This window comes from Pseudomonas sp. NPDC089918 (assembly GCF_050280605.1).
Classification (GTDB): Bacteria; Pseudomonadota; Gammaproteobacteria; order Pseudomonadales; family Pseudomonadaceae; genus Aquipseudomonas.
The window spans coordinates 43,263-62,934 of sequence record NZ_JBNNVP010000030.1 but is presented as its reverse complement, the minus strand read 5'-3'; the positions used below and the strand labels follow the sequence as shown (position 1 = coordinate 62,934).

Sequence of the window (19,672 nt, the reverse complement as noted above, 5' to 3'; positions counted from 1 at the left end):
GGAAAATGACATCGATTATTTCCAATGGTTTTTGAAAATAGTCTGAACTAAATCCGTGAACCGCCACTCAGAGATACTGAATGGCTGGTGAAGCCCTTCGATGCTCCTATGTTGTGTTAAGTGTTGGCAGATATCTGGACCCCGCCCTAGCGGTCCGGAACTTGAACCCCGGAACTTCTCCCTCCCCATATGAAGTCCGGGGTTTTTTTTGCCTGGCTTTATCACCTGTAAAGCCTTACTCGGCAGCCTCGCTGCCCTTGTCCACCAACTCCATCCAGCCCGCCAGTACAGTGTAGGCGTCTTCCAGCCCCATGCGTTTGGGTGCCGAAAACAGCTGGATTGTGATCGTATCGCCCCAGCCCTTGCGGATTTGCGCCTGAACCTTGAGCAGCGCGTTTTTCGCCGCGCCATAGGTCAGCTTGTCTGCCTTGGTCAGCAAAATATGCATCGGCATGCCGCTGGCGACGGCCCAATCGAGCATCAGCAGGTCGAAATCGGTCATTGGATGACGGATGTCCATCATCAGAATCAAACCTTTCAAACTCTCGCGACCGCCCAGATAGGCTTCCAGGTGACGCTGCCAGTGCAGCTTCAACGGGATCGGTACTTTCGCATAACCGTAACCCGGCAGGTCGACCAGACGGCGTTCATCGTCTAGCTTGAAGAAGTTCAACAGCTGCGTGCGACCCGGAGTTTTCGAGGTCCGCGCCAGGCTGGCGTGTGTCAGGGTGTTCAATGCGCTGGACTTGCCGGCGTTGGAACGCCCGGCGAAGGCCACTTCAAAGCCTTCGTCGTCGGGGCATTGATCGACTTTGGCGGCGCTGAGCATGAATGTGGACTGTTGGCACAGACCGAGGATGGGGTTCTTGAGTTGCATGGGATTTCCGATGTGGGCGGCGCCGGGAATGGACGCGGCAAGCAGTGTCGTTTCCGTTTCAGTGACGCCAGTATATAATGCCGCAGATTTTGTGTGCGCTTTGTCCCAGCGTAGGATGAAGTTCACGAGAGCGATTAACCTTGATTGCGCATTAGAACGCAGCACGCTCTCAACCCTGAAAAGGTCGTTTTATGACGAAATGGCTGCTAGCTGCCGGTGTCTTGATGCCGCTTTACAGCGCTCAGGCTACACAGGATCCGGAAGCTGTGTACAACCGTGTTTGTGGTGCCTGTCATTCCGGCCAACTACCCATGGCGCCCCGCAAGGGCGATCAGGAAGCCTGGACGCCGAGGTTGGCGAAAGGTATGGAGACGCTGGTGCAACACGTGACCCAGGGTTTCAAGGCGATGCCGCCGCGTGGTTTGTGCATGGACTGCAGTGCCGAGGATTACCGAGCCATCATCCAGTGGATGAGCGAGTAAACCCGGTCCATAACTCTTTAACCCTTAGCCGTAGTTGGATTAGCTGATGAACAAATTGATCGTGAGTCTGCTGTTGACCGTGGGGATCTCCGGTATTGCCCATGCTGCAGGTGATGCGACTGCTGGTCAGGCGAAAGCCGCAGTATGTGGCGCCTGTCATGGCCCGGATGGCAATAGCATGGCGCCTAACTTTCCGAAACTGGCAGGTCAGGGCGAGCGTTATCTGAACAAGCAGCTGCACGACATCAAGTCCGGCAAACGCACGGTACTGGAAATGACCGGCCTGCTGACCAACCTGAGCGATCAGGACCTGGCTGATATCTCCGCCTACTTCGCCAGCCAGAAAGGCAGCGTTGGCGCCGCCGACCCGAAAGTCGTGGCTCGCGGTGAAGCACTGTTCCGTGGTGGCGACCTGGCCAAGGGGCTGCCCGCCTGCACTGGTTGCCACTCACCTAACGGTACCGGTAACGCCGCTGCAGGCTTCCCGCATCTGGGCGGCCAGCATGCCCAGTACGTCGGCAAGCAACTGACCGACTTCAGAAAAGAAGAAGGTGGCCGCACCAACGACGGCGATACCAAACCGATGCAGAGCATCGCCAAAAAGCTGAGCGACGAAGATATCGCCGCAGTCTCCAGCTATATTCAAGGCTTGCACTGAGATCGATCGAACAAGCGTTGCTAGAGATGTACATCTCTAGCAACGTTAACACTCGATTAATCCGTCGATGCAAACATAAAAAGGGTAGCTTTGGCTGCCCTTTTTTGTGGCCGCTGCCGTTACACTACAAACTCAAGCCCGCCAGGATCTGTCTGAAAACAGGTCGCGCGAGGCGACCCAATTGTCCAGGAGTAAAGCATGCGTAATCTGATCATCAGCGCCGCGCTCGTCGCTGCCAGCCTGTTCGGCATGACTGCCCAAGCCGCCGAAAAACCTGAAGCGCCCTATGTCGAACTGAGCAATCCGGTCCCGGTGGCCGCGCCTGGCAAGATCGAAGTCGTGGAGCTGTTCTGGTACGGCTGCCCGCATTGCTATGCCTTCGAACCCGTCATTAACCCATGGGTTGAAAAACTGCCTTCCGACGTGAACTTCGTGCGCATTCCGGCCATGTTTGGCGGCCCTTGGGACGCACACGGCCAGATGTTCCTGACCCTTGAAGCCATGGGCGTCGAAAGCAAGGTTCACGCGGCAGTTTTCGAAGCGATTCAGAAAGAACACAAGAAACTGACCGACAAAGAAGACATGGCGGACTTCCTGGCGACCCAAGGTGTAGACAAGGACAAGTTCCTGGCCACCTTCGACTCCTTCGCCATCAAGGGCCAAATCAACAAAGCCAAAGAGCTTGCAAAGAAATATGAAATCTCCGGCGTGCCTACCATGATCGTCAACGGCAAGTATCGCTTTGACATCGGCTCTGCTGGCGGTGCCGAACAAGCGTTGAAACTGGCCGACCAACTGGTTGCCAAAGAGCGAGCGGCAACCAAGGCCGTCGCCAACTAAGCGCGGCACCTGCCATGCGCCGCTGGGGAACTGAACGCATCGTTGGCCTGCATCATCCGCGGGTCAACGAGCATCACCTGGAATCGACGGGGTTGCCCGTGGACAGCCGTCTGCGTTTGCTCAGTTTCAATATCCAGGTTGGTATCAGTACCGAGCGCTATCGGCACTATCTGACCCGCGGCTGGCAGCATCTGTTGCCGCACACCGGGCGTGCCGACAATCTGCAAAAAATCGGTAATCTGCTGGGCGACTTCGATCTGGTCGCCTTGCAGGAAGCCGATGGCGGCAGTCTGCGATCAGGTTACGTCAATCAGGTCGAACACCTGGCGCAGCTCGGCGCCTTCCCCTATTGGTATCAACAACTCAATCGCAACCTCGGTCATCTCGGCCAGCACAGCAATGGTGTGCTCAGCCGCCTGCGCCCGTGGGCGATTGAAGATCATCCGCTGCCGGGGCCCAAGGGTCGCGGCGCCATTCTGGTGCGCTTCGGCGAAGGTCCGGAGGCACTCGTGGTGGTGATGATGCACCTGGCCCTGGGCGCTCGAGCCCGTAGCCTGCAACTGGCCTACATCCGCGAGTTGATTGGCGGTTACAAGCACCAGGTGCTGATGGGCGACATGAATACCCATGCCAGTGACTTGCTGCAAAACTCCCCGTTGCGTGATCTAGGCCTGCTCGCGCCGCAACTGGAAGCGACCTTTCCCAGCTGGCGCCCGCAGCGTTGCCTGGACCATATTCTGCTCAGCCCCACCCTGACCCTTGAAAAGGTCGAAGTGCTGGCACAGCCCATTTCCGATCACCTGCCGGTCGCGGTAGAGATTCGTCTGCCGGGTTCGCTCACGGCCGATGCATTGCCCGCGTTGAGTCCTGCCTGAATGAGCGACGAAGCACAGCGCTGGAAAGAGAAATACCTCAAAAGCATCGAACAACAAGAAAAACTGGAACGTCGATGGGACGCCCGGCTCGACTTGCTGCGTCGCGGGCTGGTGCGCAGCACCCTGGCCGCGGAAGGTACCGATCGCGCCGTTGACCAATGCATGAAGGAAATGCGCGAAGTCGTACGCACCGATGACATGGACGCCGGCCTGGCTGCCTTGCTGCCACGCCTGGAAAGAGCCGTGCTCGACTCCGAGCAGCGCCGGGAAACCCGGGTCAATCAAGTCAGTGCCGCCCTGACAGCGCTGGTCTCTCAGTTGCAAGCGTTGCCGCTGCCCCGGGAAGTGAGCCGGCCACTGAAGAATTTCGCCAAGCAACTGGACGGACGCGTAAGCCAGGCTCGCGAAATCCCGTTGCTGCTTAGCGAGCTGAGCAGCTTGCAAGGCAAAGCCTTGAACCTGCTGGAGAACCCTGCCGAACCTGATCGCCCGGGTTTTCTGCAGCGGTTGTTCAGTAGGGAAACGGAAGAGACCGCGCCACAGCTCGCCGTGCCCGAATCGCAAATGCCTGCCCCGCAACCTGTCGAACCGGTTGCAGCCTCGCCGGCCGAGCCCCCACAAGCGACGGTCAATCTCGCGCCAGCCGCCGATAAACCGCAAGGGGTATTGCCAACCGTCGAAGCCGCGATGCCCGCCGCTGCACCCCCCGAGCCAGCGCAAATTGAGGCGCCCATAGCAATGGCACCTGCGGCTGAAGGCGTGGCGTTTGAGCCACCCATCCTTGAGCCAGAAGCTACGAGCAGCCAAGTCAAGAAGCTACAAACCCGGCCCGATATCGAGCAACCACAAGAGCCGGTTCCGGCGATCGCCCTACCGGCCACTCAGGTTCTGTCGGCAATCAATCCCGATGAGCTCATTCCGGTGGCCATCGATCCAGAGCCTTCCGGGCACGATATTCTGTATGCCCTGCCGGACTCGCCGGAGCCGTCCTATAGCTCTGTCGCCAAGCACATCGAAGACACCCTGCTGGGCCTTCTCGATGACCTGGCGCTGCCTGAGCGCCATCGTCCGCAAGCCGAGGCGATGCGCGATCGTCTTCAAAATGGCTTGAACTGGTACGAACTGCTGCCAATTCTCGATGACCTGGCCACATTGATGCTGGCAATCACCGACAGCGGCCAGCACGAATTCGAAGCCTATTTGAAGCAACTCAACGAACGCCTCGAGTCTTTCCAGAGCAACCTGCAAGCCGCGAGCGAAGGCCACGCCGACAACCGCTCAGCCGCGCGGGATATGGACACGCAGATTCGCGAGCAAGTCGACGGCTTGCAAAGCAGCATGCAGGAAGCGGCCGACCTTGATGATCTCAAGCATGTGCTGGAAAACCATCTCGAAGGCCTGCTCGGCACCATGGACCAACACCAGAAGCAGCGTGATGAGCGTGAGCAGGAAGTAGCGGCCCGCCTGCAAAGCCTGGCCGAAAGGGTTGCCCACATGGAGCAGGAAGCCCTGGGCTACCGTGAGCATCTCGAAGAACAGCGTCAGAAGGCGCTGATCGATCCACTGACGGGTCTACCCAATCGAGCAGCCTGGAGCGAACGCCTGGAGCACGAAATAGGTCAATGGCAACAACATGGCACTACCCTGTTGCTGGCAATGCTCGACCTCGACCATTTCAAACGCATCAACGACAACTATGGCCATCTGGCGGGCGACAAGGTGCTGAAAATCATCGCCAACGTGCTACGCAAGCGTCTGCGTGGGACTGATTTCATTGCCCGATTTGGCGGTGAGGAGTTTGTGCTATTGATGCCTGCCACACCACCTATGGTCGGCGCAAAACTACTGGAAACCTTGCGCGCATCGATCGAAGCCTGCCCGTTCCACTTCAAGGGCGAGCGAGTCACCATCACAATTTCCATGGGATTGACCGCCTTCAGACTGGGCGAACACAGCGATCTGGTACTTAAAAGAGCCGATCAGGCGCTATATCGGGCGAAAAACAATGGCCGGAATCGAGTAGAAGCGGGCTGATAGCTAATTGTTCCATTTTGTTTAAAACAGCATTTTTTGCCATCTACGCGCAAGGCAATACCGTTACACTGTTGCATTATTGTCTTGCGTGTACTGCCTCCCACCATGAAATGTCTTGTTTTTATTGCCTCGCTGCTTCTATTGGCCGGTTGTGCCAGCGGCCCCCGAATCGATACCAGTCATCGTTCAGCCAATTACGACAGTCGTATTCAGTTCGTGGTGATGCATTACACCTCCGCATCCCTGGAAACCTCGCTGCAATTGCTGACCCATGGCGAGGTCAGCAGCCACTACCTGATTAGCGACGACAAGCGCGCCACTATTTATAAGCTGATGGATGAAAATTCCCGGGCCTGGCACGCAGGCGAAAGCGAATGGCAAGGCCGGACCTGGCTCAACTCCAGTTCCATTGGTATCGAGATCGTCAATCAGGGCTTTGAGGACACCCCGAACGGGCGTCTTTGGTATCCCTACAGCGAAGCCCAGATTCAGTCGATGATCTTCCTGCTCAAAGACATCAGTAAGCGCCAAGGCATCAGCCCCCGTCATATCATTGGCCATAGCGACATCGCACCGATGCGCAAGCTCGACCCCGGCCCGCTGTTCCCCTGGAAGCGCCTGGCCGCCGAAGGCCTGGGAATATGGCCGAACGAGCAGGCCGTGGCGCGACAGCAAGCGCAGTTCGCGGTGCAATTACCCAGCATCAGTTGGTTTCAGGCGCAGCTTGCCCGCTTGGGCTATGCCACGCCGCAAACCGGCGAACTGGATGTAGCGACACGCAATGTGCTGGCGGCCTTCCAGCTGCATTTTCGCCCTTCCCGTTTCGATGGGACACCGGACGCCCAGACCGCGGCGATTCTTCAGGTGTTGAATCAGACAAAATAATGACGCCCGCCCGACGGTCAGCGCTTTTTCCAAATCAGCAGCTATAACTCATTGGTAATTCTTCGGATATTCCATGATGCCTGCTGCTCGGGAGAGACTGCATAGCTGGTTCTATCGCCCTTGGTTTTTGGCGATGCTGGCTACTGCCTTGAGCGCAACGCTTCTAACGGTCGGCAGTTTGTTCGTGGCGATGCATCAGGTTGAGCAAAACGAAAGCCAGGAAATGAATGCCCAGGGAGAACGCTTTCTGGTCCGGCTGGAGCAGCTGTTCGGGCAATTGCGCGAAAGCCTCGATGACCTGGAAGCGCAACCGCTGCGAGGTTGCGATGACGAAATGATCGCCACCCTGCAGCAGGTCAGCTTCAATTACCGCTTCGTTTATGAAGCCGCTTATATGGACACGGCTCGAACCTGCTCCAACCGCCCCCGCCAGGAAGGGGTATCGCTGATCCGACCGCCGGACATCAAGGGTCCCACCTACAGCTATTGGCTGAACACCACCACCGAACCCGATGAGAACCGCGCCGCACTGATGCTTGGGCGTGGCAATTTCCGGGTTGCGACGTCCCGCGGGCATTTGACCGACATGGTCGATCTGTCTCCGGGGAGCAGCCTGTTGGTGGTGCTCGACCATGGCACCCGGGCGATTCCGGTGCTCGGTGTCGCTCAGGCCTGGCCCCCCGCGGAGCCCTGGCCCCCGAAAAGCCCCGATGCGCTGCAAGTCACCCCTACCCGCCTGATTTACCGAATGCCCACTAACACCCCCGAATACCAACTGGTACTGATCACCCCACGTACCGGAATGCATGTACCGGCGGTATGGTGGTGGCTACTGCCGGCCAGCCTGGCGCTGAGTGCCTGTGTAGGCATTCTGGTGTTTTTGCTGGTACGCCAGCGTCAGTCGCTGGATGCCGAACTGCAAGGCGCCATGCGGCGAGGCGAGCTACAGGTGTTGTATCAACCGATCTTCGACCTCGACAGCCGCAACTGCGTCGGCGCTGAAGCCCTGCTGCGCTGGCGCAGGCCGGACGGCACGCTGACCAGTCCCGATCTATTCATTCCGATGGCAGAGAATACCGGCCAGATTCGCCAGATGACCGACTTCGTGTTACAGCGCCTGCTGGAACAGCTCGGGCAACTGTTGCGGTCCAATCCGCAGCTTTACATCTCGGTCAACCTGGCGGCCTGCGATGTCATGGTGCCGCGTATCGGTCAGGTGATGGCGCGTCTGCTGAGCATGCACCGGGTAGCGGCCAGGCAAATTGCCTTTGAAGTGACCGAGCGCGGATTGGTGGACGTGGTGGTGGCCAGAGAAAACCTGCAAGCCCTGCGGGATGTCGGGCATCAAGTGCTGATCGACGATTTTGGCACCGGCTATTGCAGCCTCGCCTACCTGCAAACCCTACCGGTGGACTGCCTGAAAATCGACAAGGCATTTATCGACGCGCTGGGGCATGACGCCGCCAGCAGCGGCGTGGCACCGCACATCATTCGCATGGCTCAGGCCCTGCAACTCAAGGTGATTGCCGAAGGCATTGAACATGAAGCCCAAGCGGTGTTTCTGAGCAGCGAAGGGGTGAAATTCGGTCAGGGTTGGCTGTTCGCCCACGCCCTGAGCGCCGTGCAGTTCATCGAACTGATTACCCGTGGCCGCCGACTGACTACGCGACGCCAGGATGACGAAGCCTGAGAGGGCACCGGCTTATATCGCCAGCGCCATGTAGAACTGCGTCCCCTGCCCCGGCCGCGAATAGACACCCATCCGTCCGCCGTGCAACTGCACGATTTCCTTGCACAGCGCCAGACCCAGCCCGGCACCGCCCTTTTTGCGACCGACCTGAACGAAGGGTTCGAAGATCCGTCCCTGCTGGCCGTAGGCAATGCCTTCGCCGTTGTCCTCGACGCTGATAATCATCCGTTCACCATGGCGCCGGGCCTGCAAACGTATCAGTCCGTCGTGGGCGGTATGGCGCAAGGCGTTGTCGATCAAGTTGTCGAGCACCCGTTCCAGCTGCGCCTGATCGGCTTGCAACCGCGGCAACGGCCCCTGCACTTCCACCAGCAGCTCGATACCCTTCTCCTGCGCCAAGCGGGCAAAACGTGTCTGGGCCTGATCCAGCAAGTCTTCGATGGAGCATGGTGCCAGGGTGAGTTTTTGCAGGCCGTTTTGATAGCGAGAGAAATTCAGCAAGTCGTTGATCAACTGCATCAGGCGCTGCATTTCTTCGTTGACGGTGTCCAGCAGGTCAGCTTCGCGGGAGTCTTCGGCAAAATGCGTCCGCTCGCGGAACAGGCCGAATGCCATGTGCATCCCGGTAACCGGTGTGCGCAACTCATGGGAGGCGCGCAAGACGAACTCGCTGCGCACTCTTTCAAAAGCCCGCTGTTCGGTAACGTCATGCAACACCATCACAGCGCCGAGAATATGCCCCTGGGTATGGCTGACCGGCGTCAGGCTGTATGTCAGCAATCGCGACTCTCCATCGACTTCGATGCTCAGGTCGTCCGGCGCTCGTTCCAGGGTGCCACCGCGTAATACCAGTTGCAGTTGTTCATCCAGTTCGGGACGCTCAAGCGCCGTCCCCAGCCCTTGGCCGAGACGATCGGTGTCCCAGCCTAACTGACGCTGAGCCACCGGGTTGAGGTGCTCAAGATGACCTTGACGATCAATGATCAGCAAACCGTCGTCGATGCTGTCGAGCACCGCTTGCAAGCGTTGCTGACCGGCGAGCAGTTCGTCGATATTGGTAGCCTGGTGCTCACGCAAGGCCTCGGCCATGATGCCGAAGCGGTGGGTCAGTTGGTTGATTTCCACCGCGGAAGAAATCGGCAGGGCCACTTCGAAATTACCCTGGCCGATGTTGTCAGCCGCTGCGGCCAAGGCCTCGATCGGAGCCCCGAACCGCCGGGCGATCCCATGGGCGGTAATGAAGCCGATGAACAGCACCCCCACCCCGACCAACCCAAGCAGGCCGGCAATCAACAGTGCTCGCTCCCGGGCCTTGCGTTCGATCTCAGTGATGTTATCCAGTGCGCGTTTTTGTTCAAAGATCAAACCGTTACGCAACGCGTTGAATTTTTCCGCGAGATCCCCTTCACCACCGACGACCTGGATAGGAGCACTGGAAAGATCAAAGGACCGCAGTAGGTTCTGATAGTCAGCCTTGGCCTTTTTGAAACCATACTGGGCACCCTCGCTGGACGGTTCGCGAGCAATGCCTTCGTCAAACAATTCAAGGGAATGCTGCTTGGACGCCTCGAACGCCGCAGGGTCCGGTTGCTCGTCGAGCATGATGATCAGTTGATCACCCAGGGTCTGACGCAGCTTCAATCCCAGATCCAGCGTGACGAAGTTGTCACGGATCAGGGCTTCCTGAGTCCCTGCCATCTGCATCACGCTGACCAGCCCGAGCAAGAGCCCAAGCAGCGCCACAGTAATCAGTGCGGAAATACTCAGAAACAGCCGGGTGCGCAACGTCATCGCCAGTTTCATCGGTTACGACTCACAAGTTGTACTGCTTGCGTTTGCGGTACAGGGTCGAGGCATCGATACCCAAGGTTTTGGCCGCCTGATCCAGCGTGTCGGCCGTGGCGAGAACCGCGCCAATGTGAGCTTTTTCCAATTCATCCAGGCTCAGCGCAGCACCAATTCGTGGCGTGTGGTTGGTCGGGGTTTCGGCCATGCCCAAGTGGCTGAGCTCTACCCGCTCCTGCGGACAAATAATGCTCGCGCGCTCCACCACGTTGCGCAGCTCGCGAATGTTGCCCGGCCAGCGGTAGCTGAGCAGCGCTTCGCGCGCCTCGTCGCTGAAACACCGGGCTGGACGCGAGTATTCCTTGACGAAGCGCGCCAGGAAGCGGTCAGCCAGGTTCAAAATATCTTCTCGGCGCTCGCGAAGCGGCGGCAGGTGCAAGGTGATGACGTTGAGACGATAGAGCAAGTCCTCACGAAAACGACCATCGCGAACCATGTCTTCCAGGTTGAGGTTCGTGGCGGCGAGGATTCGCACATCGGCGCGACGGGTCACCGGGTCGCCCACGCGCTCGTATTCCTTGTCCTGAATGAAACGCAGCAATTTTGGCTGCAAGGTCAGGGGAAAATCGCCGATCTCGTCGAGAAAAAGTGTCCCTCCGTCGGCTTGATTGACACGACCCAACGTGCTTTCGCTGGCACCGGTGAATGCTCCTCGGCTGTGGCCGAAAAGCTCGCTGTCCATTAATTCGGCAGTCAGGGATGGGCAATTGATGGTGACGCAGGACTTCTTCTGGCGTTTGCTCCAGCCGTGAATTGCCCGTGACAGTTCACCTTTACCGGTGCCGGACTCGCCGAGAATCAGGATGTTGGCGTCAGTACTGGCGACCTGGCGCGCTGTTTCGAGCACCACTTTCATCGCCGGACTGTGCGAATCCAGGCCCTCCTTGGGTTTGCGCACTTCACCTTCGAGGGCTTCCAGGCGCGCCGAGAGTTGCCGAACTTCCAGCTGTTTGGCAGTGGCCAGGCGTAACTGATCGGGGCTGCAAGGTTTGACCAGATAGTCGGCGGCACCGGCCTGAATCGCATCCACGGCAGTGTCCACGGCCGAGTGAGCAGTGACGATCACCACCCGCATCCATGGCGCCTGGATGCGCATCTGAGCCAGCACATCAAGGCCATTATCTTCGCCCAGACGCAAATCGAGGAAGCACAGATCAAAAACCTGGCGCTGCAACAAGGCTTCAGCCTGAGCCGCGCTGGTCGCCGTAGCCACGCTATAGCCTTCGTCTTCGAGGCAATAGCGAAAGGTTCGAAGGATGGCGGACTCGTCGTCTACCAACAGAATGCGGCCTTGATGCTCAGTGGCTGATTCCATGTTCCTGCGCTCCTTTAATTGTTGAAATGGGTTAGGCCCGGAAAAATCGGGCAAGTTGCATGATTGATTGTGGCCGATTTCGACCATATCAGCGGTGCTATCTACTTCATAACAAGATAACCAACTGATTTATTTAATTTTTTATTCATTAACCGTTCTTCGGTAATTGCCTGCGTCCCTTTCTGACATCCGCGCCCTTCCTTCAATTCCAAAAATATTGAACGTTTTGGCGAATCCATCGTGCATTACGCACGGCCTTGAATGGGCCATCGTGCAGGATGCGTCCAAACCTATTCTCACAAATCATGTAACTCATTGATTTAAATCAGATTAAACCTGACAAAAAAGGTGGCATGCAGGCTGCAGGTGTCTGAGTAATCAGGGCATTTAATAAATCAGTGCCCGCCAACCTACCCCTAGAGGGAGGAACTTCAGGATGAATCGCCAAGGTGCCGTCCAATTGCGTATCTCGCCATTGCATATCCAGCAAGGATTGTTCGCCCTGCTGGCATTGTTGATCACCTTGATTGGCGGCCAGCAGTTCTTGCGCTGGGAACAGAGCCAGCAGCCAGAGACGCCGCACCTGTCGATTCCACACGCACCCCAAACCCATTTCAGCTCGGTCAGCAGCAACCTGGCTGACAGCGACTCGATGCGAATGATGGACGTCGACCAGGCCCAGCCTGTGGACGAGACGCCTCAGGAGCGTTGGGTGTTTTAAATAAACGAACTTGGCGCGCTCAACGCGCCGGGATAAGCACCACAAGCAACACCTTTAAATAGAAGCGTAAGGAGAATCACCATGTTGAGCTGGGCAATCACATTCCTGATCATTGCCATCATCGCTGCAGTATTGGGCTTCGGTGGTATCGCGGGCACCGCCACGGGTATCGCCAAGATTCTCTTTGTCGTATTCCTGGTGATGTTCATTGCCTCCTTCTTCTTTGGCCGCCGCGGTCGAGGCTGACCATGAGCATTTCGTTAAAGTCATTGGCAGCCGCCCTGCTTCTGGGCGGCAGTGCCAATTAAAAAAGATCCACGGGTACTGAGTTTCGAAACACGAAAGAGGCCACAGCGCCTTTTTCCACTGCGCTACCCGAGGACGGTAGACGCATGACCAAGGGGTCGGGACGTTCTGATTGTTTCAGGGTCGGAGTGACCTACGGGTACAGGGAGTACCTGCGCAAGGGCCGGGTCAGGCAAAGCTGCGACGCAAGTTCGCCGGGGCCAGAACGGCTCGACGAACTTGCGGAGCTTCAACGTGCAAAACGTTGATCTAGAGCATTCAGCTCATCTGTTATTGGTGCATATTCCCCGCAAAACCGTTTCGCGGTGTTTCTTCGTGACCGTATATCGAGAAAGCTCCGACTTTCCCGATAAGAGAATTCGCAGCCAAACGTAGGCTTTTTCCTAAATTTCCGCTTATTTAAAAACCTTCGTCCTGCGCTGAAATGGCCGGCATACGGCACTTATGCCCGCCTGAATGTCGCATTCAAACCGGTTGGGACGCGGGTTTCAGTTAGAAAATCTCATGCCGATTCGGCATAGGGTAGGCGTTTACGGCATTAGACGGCGCTTCCCTGCATCGGAATAGTTGCGCCTTTTTCGCTGCCTGAGAGCTGTAAATGCTCGCTCGCGGGGACCTTATACGGGGGCCGATGCAAGACGTGTTCGCCATTGAGCGTTTCAGTTCATGCATCAGCCTGAGTCAAACGCAAGTAAGGGTAAAGATATGAAGAAGGCAAAGCTTAGCCTCGCCTGGCAGATCCTCATCGGTCTGGTTCTGGGGATAGCAATTGGTGCACTGCTCAACCATTTCAGTGCCGAAAAAGCCTGGTGGATCAGCAACGTACTGCAACCGGCAGGCGATATCTTTATCCGTCTGATCAAGATGATCGTGATCCCGATCGTGGTGTCCTCGCTGGTCGTCGGCATCGCTGGCGTGGGTGACGCGAAGAAACTCGGTCGCATCGGTCTGAAGACCATCATTTACTTCGAGATCGTCACCACCATCGCCATTCTGGTCGGTCTGGTGCTGGCCAACGTGGTCCATCCGGGCAGCGGCATCGACATGAGCACCCTGGGTACGGTGGATATTTCCAAGTACCAGGCCACTGCCGCCGAGGTGCAGCATGAACACGCGTTCATCCAGACCATCCTCAACCTGATCCCGTCGAACATCTTTGCGGCCATGGCCCGCGGCGAGATGCTGCCGATCATCTTCTTCTCCGTGTTGTTCGGTCTCGGTCTGTCGAGCCTGCAATCGGACCTGCGCGAACCGCTGGTGAAGATGTTCCAGGGCGTATCGGAAAGCATGTTCAAAGTCACCCACATGATCATGAACTACGCCCCGATCGGCGTGTTCGCATTGATCGCGGTGACCGTGGCCAACTTCGGTTTCGCCTCTCTGCTGCCGCTGGCCAAACTGGTCGTCCTGGTTTACTTCGCCGTCGCCTTCTTCGCCTTTGTGGTGCTGGGCCTGATCGCTCGCCTGTTCGGTTTCTCGGTGATCAAGCTGATGCGCATCTTCAAGGATGAGCTGGTACTGGCCTACTCCACCGCCAGTTCCGAAACCGTGCTGCCGCGCGTGATCGAGAAGATGGAAGCCTACGGCGCGCCGAAAGCCATTTGCAGTTTCGTGGTGCCGACCGGCTACTCGTTCAACCTCGACGGTTCGACCCTGTACCAAAGTATCGCGGCGATCTTCATTGCCCAGCTCTACGGCATCGACCTGTCGATCAGCCAACAGTTGCTGCTGGTGCTGACACTGATGGTCACCTCCAAAGGCATCGCCGGCGTACCGGGCGTGTCCTTCGTGGTGCTGCTGGCCACCTTGGGCAGCGTCGGTATTCCGCTGGAAGGCCTGGCGTTCATCGCCGGTGTCGACCGCATCATGGACATGGCCCGTACCGCACTGAACGTGATCGGCAACGCCCTCGCCGTGCTGGTCATCGCACGTTGGGAAGGCATGTACGACGACGCCAAGGGCCAGCGCTACTGGAACTCCCTGCCGCACTGGCGCAGCAAGGAAAAGCTGCCGGTTGGTGAAATTTCCAGCAACTGATGCAAAAACCTGTGGGAGCGGGCTTGCTCGCGAAAGCGGTGGATCAGTCAACAAAGATGTTGAATGTTCCGGCCTCTTCGCGAGCAAGCCCGCTCCCACATTGGTCTTTTGCTAGCGGTACTAAACAAACCCCGGAGAAATCCGGGGTTTGTCGTTTCTGTCTACCCCGTTATCATTCGCCGCATCTTCCGGGGGATTTGACTGATGCTTAATGGCCTGTGGCTTGGCTTCTTCATCGTGGCTGCCGTTTCGGCACTAGCGCAATGGCTGATCGGCGGTAACGCCGGGATCTTCGCGGCGATGGTGGAAAGCATTTTCGCCATGGCCAAATTGTCGGTCGAGGTCATGGTCCTGTTGTTCGGCACCCTCACTCTCTGGCTGGGCTTTCTGCGAATTGCCGAGAAGGCCGGCATCGTCGAATGGCTGGCCAAGGCGCTGGGCCCGCTATTCCTGCGCCTGATGCCGGAAGTGCCGGCCGGTCACCCGGCCATTGGCCTGATCACGCTGAACTTCGCCGCCAACGGCCTGGGGCTGGACAACGCCGCCACGCCGATCGGCCTCAAAGCCATGAAGGCGCTGCAAGAGCTCAACCCAAGCGACACCATCGCCAGCAACGCGCAGATCCTCTTCCTGGTACTCAACGCCTCGTCCCTGACGCTGCTGCCGGTGACCATCTTCATGTACCGCGCCCAGCAAGGTGCGCCCGATCCGACCCTGGTGTTCCTGCCAATCCTGCTGGCCACCAGTTGTTCGACCCTGGTGGGCTTGTTGTCGGTGGCGTTCATGCAGCGTCTGCGCCTGTGGGACCCGGTGGTGCTCGCCTACTTCATTCCCGGTGCCTTGGCCCTCGGTGCGTTCATGGCGCTGCTGGCGACGCTCTCGGCGACCGCTCTGGCGAGCCTGTCATCGATCCTCGGCAACGTGACGCTGTTCGGGCTGATCATGCTGTTTCTGGTGATCGGCGCATTACGCAAAGTGAAGGTCTACGAGGCGTTCATCGAAGGCGCCAAAGAAGGCTTCGACGTGGCCAAGAACCTGCTGCCGTATCTGGTGGCGATGCTCTGTGCCGTGGGCGTGCTGCGAGCATCCGGGGCACTGGATTTCGGTCTGGACGGGATCCGTCATCTGGTGGAGTGGGCCGGTTGGGACACCCGCTTTGTCGACGCGCTGCCGACGGCCATGGTCAAACCCTTCTCCGGCAGCGCCGCACGGGCAATGCTGATCGAAACCATGAAAACCTCTGGAGTCGACAGCTTCCCGGCGCTGGTGGCGGCGACGATTCAGGGCAGTACTGAAACAACCTTTTATGTACTGGCGGTGTACTTCGGCGCGGTGGGCATTCAGCGTGCACGACATGCCGTGGGGTGTGCGTTGCTGGCGGAGTTGGCGGGGGTGCTTGGCGCGATCGGGGTGTGCTACTGGTTCTTTGGTTAAACCAAAGAACCCTGTGGGAGCGAGCCTGCTCGCGATGGCGGTTTAACAGCCAACAGAATTGTTGAATGTGCCGACCTCATCGCGAGCAGGCTCGCTCCCACACTGATGTGTGTGTAGGTCTTCAAGGCCTCAGCGGCGGCGCAACATTCTGACCTTGCTCCACCGTCCAGGCCACTACCTGCGCCGTCAACTGGTCGCTGGCCAAACCAAAACCGGTCACCACCGCCGGCACCTTCACATCGCTCAACGGCTGACGCACTTCAAAGCGTCGGCTGGCGAGGATTCGCTGGTCATACCCACGCACCAACAACGCATCCAGGCGCACGACCACGCTCGCAGCCGTACCTTGGTACTCGGTCTGGAACGCTTGCAGGTTGCCGCCCAGTTCCAGGTCTGCCTGGAAATTACTGTCATCGGTGCTGAGCAACGGCACGCGACCGTCACGCTGGAAACCATCGAGCAGACGATTGCGCAACAGCACCGGTGCCGGATCGCTCCAGCGTGAAGCCTTGTAGCTGCTGATCAGATCACCCTGAGGGATTACGGCGATTTTCGGGTTGTTCAAGGCTTCGCTGGTTTGAAACTTGGCCAGCCGCAACGACCAGCGCTGCGGCGTGCCGTGTTGGGCCGATGCGTCGCGCTGTGCCGACGGCAGTCGATAGACATCGGACGGCTCGGTCTTGGGGAAAATCGAACAGGAAGCGATCAACGCAAAACCGGCGAGGAGGGCGAGATGAGCCAGTTTCATGGCGTGAACTCCTTGTTTTTGTCGCTGCCCAGCAGGTAACCGCTGGGGTTGGCCTCAAGCCGCTGGGAAATGGTCCGCAACGAACTCAAGGTATCGCGCAGCTCACGCACCGCCGGTGCCAGGCCATTGAGGCCCTGCATGCCGCTGTTGAGGGAATCCTGATTGGCGGAGAGCAATGTGTTGATGGTCGCACTGCTTTGTTCCAGGGACTTCATGGCTTGCTCGGCACTGCCGAACATCTGCTTGCCCTGATCGTTGAGCAGGCCGTTGGCGTTGCGCATCAACGCGGTGGTCTGTTCCAGGGTGGCGCTGGCCTGCTTGCCAACCGAAGCCAGTTGCTGCATCGCCTGACGAATATCGCCGCGCTGATCGGCAATGGTGCCGGTGGTTTGCTCCAGGTTCTCCAGGGTGCTGCTGATACGCGCGACGTTCTCCGAGGAAAACAACTGATTGGCGTTGTGCATCAACACGTTCACGCCCGCCATCAGATCGTTGCTGTCATTCATCAACCGGGCAATGGGCGAGGGCGATGCAACGATTGTCGGCAAATTGCCGTCCTTGCCCTTGAGCGTCGGACTTTGTGGCGTGCCACCGCTGAGCTGGATGATCGAGGTCCCGGTGATCCCGGTCAGCGCCAGCTTGGCCTGAGTGTCCTCTTTGATCGGAGTGTCTCCGCCCAGGCGAATCCGCGCCAACACCCGGCGCGGATCGTTCGGGTCCAGGCGCAGCATCACCACGTCGCCGACCTTGATCCCGCTGTACTGCACGGCGCTGCCCTTGGACAGGCCGCTGACCGCCTCGTTGAAGACGATTTCGTAATCCTTGAATTCGGTATCGACGCTGGATTTGGCCAGCCACAGACCGAAGAGCAGGGCGCCTGCCACCACTATGACGGTGAACAGGCCAATCAATACGTGATGGGCTCGGGTTTCCATGTCAGACCTCATTGAGCTGGTTAGCGGCCGTCAGCGCCGCGCGGCCGCGAGGGCCATGGAAGTATTCGTGAATCCACGCATCATCGGTTTCCGATACCTTGTCGATGGCGTCCGCCACCAGCACTTTCTTCTGCGCCAGCACTGCCACCCGGTCGGTGATGGTGTAGAGCGTGTCGAGGTCGTGGGTCACCAGAAACACGCTCAGGCCCAAGGCATCGCGCAGAGTCAGGATCAGTTGATCGAAGCCTGCGGCGCCAATCGGGTCTAGACCGGCGGTGGGCTCGTCGAGGAACAGGATGTCCGGGTCCAGCGCCAGCGCTCGGGCCAGGGCCGCGCGCTTGATCATGCCGCCGGACAGTGAAGCAGGGTATTTGTCGGCCGCCGACAACGGCAGCCCGGCCAACGCCATTTTCACTGCCGCCAGGTGCTCGGCGTCGGCACGGCTCAGGCCGGCGTGTTCAATCAGGGGCAGGGCGACGTTCTCGGTCACGGTGAGCGAAGAGAACAAGGCGCCTTTCTGGAACAACACACCGAACCGCCGTTCAACCAGCGAGCGCTCGTGTTCCGACAGGCTCGGCAAGTTCTTGCCGAAGACCTTCACCAGCCCTTCGCTGGGCTGACGAAGGCCGACAATGCTGCGCAGCAGCACCGATTTGCCGCTGCCAGAACCGCCGACCACCGCCAGAATCTCGCCCTTGTACAAGTCCAGGTCGAGGTTCTCGTGCACGCTCTGGCGGCCGAAGCGATTGCACAGCCCACGGACTTCGATCACCGCCTCTGAAGGCGCTCGGGGTAAACGACTCACCAGTCCATCTCCATGAAAAACAACGCAGCCACGGCGTCGAGCACGATCACCACGAAAATCGACTGCACCACACTGGACGTGGTGTGCGCGCCGACGGACTCGGCGCTGCCGCTAACCTTGAAGCCCTCGAGGCAGCCGATGGCGGCAATCAGGAACGCAAAAATCGGCGCTTTGACGATCCCCACCAGAAAGTGCTGAACGCCGATGTCCGATTGCAGCAGTGACAGGAACATCGCCGGCGAGATATCCAGCGACAGCGCACAGACTACGCCACCGCCGACAATCCCTGACAACATCGCCAGAAAGGTCAACATCGGCAGCGCCACCAGCAACGCCAGGACGCGGGGGACTACCAGCAACTCCATCGGGTCGAGGCCGAGGGTGCGGATCGCGTCGATTTCTTCGTTGGCCTTCATCGAACCGATCTGCGCGGTGAACGCGCTGGCGGTGCGACCGGCCATCAAGATGGCCGTGAGCAACACGCCGAACTCCCGCAGAAAAGAGAACGCCACCAGGTCCACGGTGAAAATACTCGCACCGAAACTCGCCAGCACCGTCGCCCCGAGAAACGCCACCACAGCCCCCACCAAAAACGTCAGCAAGGCGACGATGGGGGCGGCGTCGAGGCCGGTCTGTTCAATGTGAGCGACCATCGGTGTGAGACGCCAGCGTTTGGGCCGAAACAACCCGCGAGCGATGGTTTCCAGGATCAGGCCGACGAAACCCAACAGTTGCAACGTGTCCTGCCAGACCGCGTCGACCGCACGGCCAATACGGGTCAGCAGTTGAATGCCGACGCTGATTTCCGGTTCTTTGATCGGCACGCAGAAATCGGTCAGCGAGCAGTACACCGTCTGCAACAAGGCGCGATCCGCGGAGGAAAGGGTGCAATCGGGGTGTTCGGCAGATTTGCCCAGACGCTCGGCCCCCAGCAGCTCCACCAACAATGACGCACCCGCCGTATCGAGCGCGCCGAGGCCATTGAGATCGATGTGGGTGTTGTTGTCGTATTGGCCACGGAGCTTTTCACTCAGGCGGCTGAGATCGGCGTAATGGGCGAGCGTCCAGTCACCCGTGACCCGCAACAGGGCAGGGCTGTGCGAGGTGTCCAGTCGGGCACTGCCAGGCATTGTGCTGCTAGTCATAAGCTCCGTGCTTGTTCGGCTATTACGCAGATCTGACTAA

The 19,672-nt window shown here is 58.6% G+C and carries 18 protein-coding genes; 11 read left to right on the top strand and 7 right to left on the bottom strand.

Annotation, left to right across the window (positions count from 1 at the left end):
• Positions 1-235: 235 nt before the first annotated feature.
• Entirely contained in the window at positions 236-877 is a 642-nt protein-coding gene (yihA, locus tag ACQKPC_RS20595) for a ribosome biogenesis GTP-binding protein YihA/YsxC (RefSeq protein WP_427626078.1), read from the bottom strand.
• Between the two features lie 191 nt (positions 878-1,068).
• Here yihA and ACQKPC_RS20590 point away from each other — a divergent pair, with 191 nt between their 5' ends.
• The 7 genes from ACQKPC_RS20590 to ACQKPC_RS20560 all read left to right on the top strand — a co-directional run bounded on the left by ACQKPC_RS20590 (position 1,069) and on the right by ACQKPC_RS20560 (position 8,341).
• Positions 1,069-1,359, top strand: coding sequence for a c-type cytochrome (locus ACQKPC_RS20590; protein ID WP_003196231.1), 291 nt, complete (start codon positions 1,069-1,071; stop codon positions 1,357-1,359).
• A gap of 46 nt (positions 1,360-1,405) precedes the next feature.
• The gene (locus ACQKPC_RS20585) at positions 1,406-2,017 is read left to right on the top strand and encodes a c-type cytochrome (RefSeq protein WP_008076257.1); all 612 of its coding nucleotides are present in this window, start codon (positions 1,406-1,408) and stop codon (positions 2,015-2,017) included.
• 198 nt (positions 2,018-2,215) lie between these two features.
• Positions 2,216-2,857 carry a thiol:disulfide interchange protein DsbA/DsbL gene (locus ACQKPC_RS20580; RefSeq protein WP_427626077.1) on the top strand — a complete coding sequence of 214 codons (642 nt, stop codon included), beginning with the start codon at positions 2,216-2,218 and terminating at the stop codon, positions 2,855-2,857.
• A gap of 14 nt (positions 2,858-2,871) precedes the next feature.
• Positions 2,872-3,732, top strand: coding sequence for an endonuclease/exonuclease/phosphatase family protein (locus ACQKPC_RS20575; RefSeq protein WP_123500509.1), 861 nt, complete (start codon positions 2,872-2,874; stop codon positions 3,730-3,732).
• Complete coding sequence (locus ACQKPC_RS20570; RefSeq protein WP_427626076.1) at positions 3,733-5,766, top strand: diguanylate cyclase; 2,034 nt, start codon at positions 3,733-3,735, stop codon at positions 5,764-5,766.
• Between the two features lie 105 nt (positions 5,767-5,871).
• Entirely contained in the window at positions 5,872-6,651 is a 780-nt protein-coding gene (locus tag ACQKPC_RS20565) for an N-acetylmuramoyl-L-alanine amidase (protein ID WP_008076261.1), read from the top strand.
• 73 nt (positions 6,652-6,724) lie between these two features.
• Positions 6,725-8,341 carry an EAL domain-containing protein gene (locus ACQKPC_RS20560; protein ID WP_427626075.1) on the top strand — a complete coding sequence of 539 codons (1,617 nt, stop codon included), beginning with the start codon at positions 6,725-6,727 and terminating at the stop codon, positions 8,339-8,341.
• A gap of 12 nt (positions 8,342-8,353) precedes the next feature.
• Here the strand turns inward: ACQKPC_RS20560 and ACQKPC_RS20555 are convergent, their stop codons facing one another.
• A complete protein-coding gene (locus ACQKPC_RS20555; RefSeq protein ID WP_427626074.1) occupies positions 8,354-10,144 on the bottom strand; it encodes an ATP-binding protein in 1,791 nt (596 codons plus the stop codon).
• A gap of 10 nt (positions 10,145-10,154) precedes the next feature.
• The gene (algB, locus tag ACQKPC_RS20550; protein ID WP_063342002.1) at positions 10,155-11,501 is read right to left on the bottom strand and encodes a sigma-54-dependent response regulator transcription factor AlgB; all 1,347 of its coding nucleotides are present in this window, start codon (positions 11,499-11,501) and stop codon (positions 10,155-10,157) included.
• A gap of 436 nt (positions 11,502-11,937) precedes the next feature.
• Here algB and ACQKPC_RS20545 point away from each other — a divergent pair, with 436 nt between their 5' ends.
• The 4 genes from ACQKPC_RS20545 (at position 11,938) to ACQKPC_RS20530 (ending at position 15,999) form a co-directional block, all read left to right on the top strand.
• Positions 11,938-12,222, top strand: coding sequence for a hypothetical protein (locus tag ACQKPC_RS20545; RefSeq protein WP_427626073.1), 285 nt, complete (start codon positions 11,938-11,940; stop codon positions 12,220-12,222).
• 81 nt (positions 12,223-12,303) lie between these two features.
• On the top strand, positions 12,304-12,468 hold the full coding sequence (locus tag ACQKPC_RS20540) for a DUF1328 domain-containing protein (protein ID WP_003177151.1): 165 nt from the start codon (positions 12,304-12,306) through the stop codon (positions 12,466-12,468).
• Positions 12,469-13,233: 765 nt separating this feature from the next.
• Positions 13,234-14,565 carry a glutamate/aspartate:proton symporter GltP gene (gene gltP, locus ACQKPC_RS20535; protein ID WP_427626072.1) on the top strand — a complete coding sequence of 444 codons (1,332 nt, stop codon included), beginning with the start codon at positions 13,234-13,236 and terminating at the stop codon, positions 14,563-14,565.
• 204 nt (positions 14,566-14,769) lie between these two features.
• Entirely contained in the window at positions 14,770-15,999 is a 1,230-nt protein-coding gene (locus tag ACQKPC_RS20530) for a nucleoside recognition domain-containing protein (RefSeq protein ID WP_427626071.1), read from the top strand.
• 121 nt (positions 16,000-16,120) lie between these two features.
• Here the strand turns inward: ACQKPC_RS20530 and ACQKPC_RS20525 are convergent, their stop codons facing one another.
• The 4 genes from ACQKPC_RS20525 to ACQKPC_RS20510 are packed head-to-tail and all read right to left on the bottom strand — an operon-like array spanning position 16,121 to position 19,632.
• Positions 16,121-16,747, bottom strand: coding sequence for an ABC-type transport auxiliary lipoprotein family protein (locus ACQKPC_RS20525; protein ID WP_427626070.1), 627 nt, complete (start codon positions 16,745-16,747; stop codon positions 16,121-16,123).
• Positions 16,744-17,682 (bottom strand): MlaD family protein, encoded by a 939-nt coding sequence (locus ACQKPC_RS20520; protein ID WP_427626069.1) that lies wholly within the window; start codon positions 17,680-17,682, stop codon positions 16,744-16,746. Before ACQKPC_RS20520 ends, ACQKPC_RS20525 begins: the two co-directional genes overlap by 4 nt.
• Before the next feature lies 1 nt (position 17,683).
• On the bottom strand, positions 17,684-18,487 hold the full coding sequence (locus ACQKPC_RS20515; RefSeq protein WP_063342006.1) for an ABC transporter ATP-binding protein: 804 nt from the start codon (positions 18,485-18,487) through the stop codon (positions 17,684-17,686).
• Positions 18,484-19,632: an MlaE family lipid ABC transporter permease subunit gene (locus tag ACQKPC_RS20510; protein WP_427626068.1), complete on the bottom strand. Its 1,149-nt coding sequence runs from the start codon at positions 19,630-19,632 to the stop codon at positions 18,484-18,486. Before ACQKPC_RS20510 ends, ACQKPC_RS20515 begins: the two co-directional genes overlap by 4 nt.
• Positions 19,633-19,672 lie beyond the last annotated feature (40 nt).